Annotated in this window: 4 protein-coding genes and 2 pseudogenes; 4 read left to right on the forward strand and 2 right to left on the reverse strand. The window is 70.5% G+C overall.

What is annotated here, in order from left to right; genetic code table 11:
* Positions 1–111, reverse strand: a pseudogene (locus tag J4H91_RS15720) (leucine zipper domain-containing protein); the annotation flags it as partial.
* Positions 112–129: 18 nt separating this feature from the next.
* On the opposite strand from J4H91_RS15720, the gene J4H91_RS15270 reads away from it, so the two are divergent.
* The 4 genes from J4H91_RS15270 (at position 130) to J4H91_RS15285 (ending at position 3,706) form a co-directional block, all read left to right on the forward strand.
* Positions 130–609 (forward strand): CueP family metal-binding protein, encoded by a 480-nt coding sequence (locus J4H91_RS15270; protein WP_341783574.1) that lies wholly within the window; start codon positions 130–132, stop codon positions 607–609.
* Between the two features lie 116 nt (positions 610–725).
* The gene (locus tag J4H91_RS15275; protein WP_208047108.1) at positions 726–2,282 is read left to right on the forward strand and encodes a protein adenylyltransferase SelO; all 1,557 of its coding nucleotides are present in this window, start codon (positions 726–728) and stop codon (positions 2,280–2,282) included.
* A 148-nt stretch (positions 2,283–2,430) separates the two neighbouring features.
* The gene (locus J4H91_RS15280) at positions 2,431–3,045 is read left to right on the forward strand and encodes a PACE efflux transporter (protein WP_341783575.1); all 615 of its coding nucleotides are present in this window, start codon (positions 2,431–2,433) and stop codon (positions 3,043–3,045) included.
* 16 nt (positions 3,046–3,061) lie between these two features.
* Positions 3,062–3,706, forward strand: coding sequence for an SDR family oxidoreductase (locus J4H91_RS15285; RefSeq protein WP_208047109.1), 645 nt, complete (start codon positions 3,062–3,064; stop codon positions 3,704–3,706).
* Positions 3,707–3,716: 10 nt separating this feature from the next.
* On the opposite strand, the pseudogene J4H91_RS15290 reads toward J4H91_RS15285, so the two are convergent.
* Positions 3,717–3,834: pseudogene (locus tag J4H91_RS15290) on the reverse strand (IS481 family transposase); the annotation flags it as partial.

Raw genomic sequence — 3,834 nt, forward strand, 5'->3', positions numbered from 1 at the left:
GCGCGAGATACCCATCGCGGCAGCGATATGGGATTGTTTCCAGCCCTGCTGATGACGTTGAATGATCAATCGCCTACCAGCAGGAGTCAGACGGGCGTTACGGTGGGTCACGAGAACCTCCGGGAATAGGTGAAGACGTTAGACATCTCCACTAAGCCCGGAGGTTCTCCTGTTTCACAAGCCCGTCGCTGCTACCAACCTCCTGACCGGGTACACCTAGCCGAGCTGATCGCCTCCGTGCGGCCCGATGCGCTCGTGCTGCAGCCCGGCACGTCGGAGGAGGTCTCGGCGCCGCTCGATCCCTCGACCTTCTACCTCTCCGTCGCGCCATACCGCGATGCGACGCACCCCTGCGAGATGCACAGTCTCACCACCTGCCTCGGCGAGATGCGCGACACCGAGATCGGTGTGCGCGTCGCCGACGCGACGACGGGCGAGGTGCTCATCGACCGGAGGCAGCGCACCGCCGACAACGGCTTCGCCGGCCTCTGGCTGCCGCGCGATCGGGAACTGCGGGTCTCGGTCGAGGCGGGAGGCGACACCGGTGAGGCCGTCGTCCGCACTGGCTCCGACGACCCGACCTGTCTCACCGAGATCCGCCTCGGCTGAGTCGATGCCGACTGAGCGCCGGGGATCCCTCGCCGACCCCGCACCGGCCGGAGGCACGGACGGGTCCTCAGGTTCCGGCTGAGCGCGCGGTCAGGGCAGCGACCTATCGTGGGGCCATGTCTGCGGAGCACACGAACGTACCGACCTCGACCGCCGGAGGGGATCACCCGGCGGCCCACGAGCATCCCGTCGCCCTCGGCGACGCCTTCGCGCGCGCCCTGCCCGAGCTCGCCGTGCCGTGGGAGGCGACCCGCTTCGAGCGCCCCGAGCTGCTCGAGCTGAACGAGCCACTGGCCGCCGAGCTCGGCATCGACCCCGGCTGGCTGCGGAGCGAACCCGGGGTGCGCTTCCTGCTCGGCGACGAGCTCGCCCCGGGCAGCTCGCCCGTCGCCCAGGCCTACGCCGGTCACCAGTTCGGGGTCTACGTGCCGCGCCTCGGAGACGGCCGTGCCCTGCTGCTGGGCGAGGCCCGCGATGCCTCGGGGAGCTTGCGCGATCTGCACCTCAAGGGATCGGGCCGCACCCCCTTCGCCCGCGGCGGCGACGGCTTCGCGGCCGTCGGGCCCATGCTGCGCGAGTACCTGATGGGCGAGGCGATGCACGCCCTCGGAATCCCGACGACGCGCGCGCTCGCCGTCGTCGCGACGGGCGGCCGCGTGATGCGCGACGACTCGCTCGATCCGCTGCCGGGCGCGGTGCTCGTGCGCGCGGCGAGCAGCCACCTGCGCGTCGGCAGCTTCCAGTACGCCCGATCCCTCGCCGACCGCGGCGCGTTGAGACGCCTCACCGACTTCGCCGTCGCGAGGCACTTTCCTGAGGCGCGCGACGACGGCAGGCCGGCGCTGCGCCTGCTCGAGGGAGTCGTGGAGCGGCAGGCGCGGCTCGTCGCCTCGTGGATGCTCGTCGGCTTCGTGCACGGCGTCATGAACACCGACAACACGGCCATCTCGGGCGAGACGATCGACTACGGCCCCTGCGCCTTTCTCGACGCCTACGACCCGACCGCCGCCTTCAGCTCGATCGACCACGCGGGGCGCTACGCCTACGGCAGGCAGCCGGGTATCGCGCTGTGGAACCTCACGCGCCTCGCAGAGGCTCTGCTGCCGCTGCTCGCGGAGCAGTCCGACGAGGCCGCGGATGCGGGGGACGCGGCGATGGAGGCGGCGAAGGATACCGCGCTCGCCGCTCTCGACGCCTTCGCCCCGGCCTACGACAGGGCCTGGACCGACGGCATGCGGGCGAAGCTCGGGCTCGTCGGCTCGGCCGCCCCCGACGAGCAGGTGAGGGGTCTCGCCTCCGCCCTGCTCGCCGAACTGCAGGAGCATCGTATCGATTTCACCGGCGCCTTCCGGGCGCTCGCCGACACCGCGCGCGGAAGGGAGGAGTCCCTGCGCGGGCTCTTCCCCGCGGGCGCGGCTCCCGGCCCGTGGCTGGGGGAGTGGCGCGCCCTCTCTCTCGACCCCGCTGCGATGGATGCCGCGAACCCCGCCTACGTGCCCCGCAACCACCTGGCAGACGAAGCGCTCGCCGCGGCCACCGCCGGCGATCTCGCGTCGTTCGAGCGGATGCTCGACGCGGTGACGAGCCCGTTCGAGCCCCGTGAGGGGTTGGAGCGCTACGCGCTTCCCGCTCCTCCCGGAGCTCCACGTCACGTCACTTACTGCGGCACCTGATTTTCGCTTCGCAACGGATTCGTGTGCGAAAACCAGAATGCGCAACTGATTCGGTTGTGTTACTCTGGCTAGACCGATGCTTTCGCGTATCAGAGTCGGGCGAGTGATGCCCCTCCGCGAGAGCCGGCCATCATTTGGAGTGATACCCGTGACCGCCCCAGGCCACATCTCCGACGCCCCGGCGTCGTCCCTCCCGTCCGAGTTTCTGCCGCAACTCCCGCCCGAGCCGCAGCAGGCTGCTCCGTCTTCCGAGGCGCTCTCGGCCGCGCTGCGCACCGTTGCGCCGTCGGTCGGTCCGCGCTCGGCTGCGCCCTCCGTCGGCGTGCTGCACCGCGTCTTCCGCGGGCGGCCCGTGCTGCGCCGCGTGAGCTTCGTCGTCGGTTACGAGGCGCTCAGCGTGCTCTTCACGGTCTTCGTGCTGAGCGCGCTGCTCGGCCACCACGGCGGGGAGTCGATATTCCTCGCGGTGCTGCTCTCGACCGTCGCCACCGGCTGGAACTACATCTGGAACACGATCTTCGAGGCGATCGAGCGCCGCACCGCCGTGAAGGGCCGCGGCGCGGCGGCGCGCGCCGTGCACGCCGTCGGCTACGAGGGCGGTGTGCTCGTCTTCACCATCCCGCTCGTCGCGTTCATGCTCGGTGTGAGCCTCATCGAGGCCGTCATGATCGAGGGCGGGCTGCTCGTCTTCTTCCTCGCGTTCACCGTGATCTACACCTGGATCTTCGACCGCGTGTTCGGTCTGCCCGACTCGGCGCGCTGAGCGTAGTGTGGAATGCATGGCTCGCATCATTCTCTTCGGTGGACACGGCAAGATCGCGCTCCTGACGGAACCCCTCCTCGCGGAGCGCGGCGACACGGTGACGGCGGTGATCCGCAACCCCGACCACGCGGAAGACGTGCGGGCCGCGGGCGCGGATCCGCTCGTCGCCGACGTCGAGCAGCTCGACACGGCCGAACTCTCCCGGCTGATCGAGGGTCACGACGCCGTGGTCTGGTCGGCGGGAGCGGGCGGCGGCGACCCGCGGCGCACGCGCGCCGTGGATCACGACGCCGCGGTGCGCACGATGGACGCGGCCGAACAGGCCGGCGTGCGGCGCTACATCATGGTCTCGTACTTCCGCTCCTCGCCCGACCACGGCGTGAACCCCGAGAACTCGTTCCACGCCTACGCCGAGGCGAAGGCCGCGGCCGACGAGCACCTGCGCGCGAGCGGCCTCGACTGGACGGTGCTCGGCCCGAGCACCCTCACCCTCGAGGAGCCGAGCGGCCGTATCGACACCGCGGCGTCCGAATCGTCGAGCGTGTCGCGCGCGAACGTCGCCCGCGTCATCGCCGCGACCCTCGCCGACGACGGCACGATCCGTCGCACCATCCGTTTCAACGACGGAGACACACCGATCGAGGAGGCGCTGCGGGCCTAGCTGTACCCGGTCAGGACGTTGGTTCCAGTCGGCTGATCGGTGGGAAGCCTCTCAGGGCTGAGTGGCAGCGTCCAGTGTTGTAGAACTCGAGCCAGGGTGCAAGCGCCCTCGTGCGTTCCGTGTTCGTG

Source organism: Leucobacter ruminantium, from assembly GCF_017565705.1.
Taxonomy (GTDB): Bacteria; Actinomycetota; Actinomycetes; order Actinomycetales; family Microbacteriaceae; genus Leucobacter; species Leucobacter ruminantium.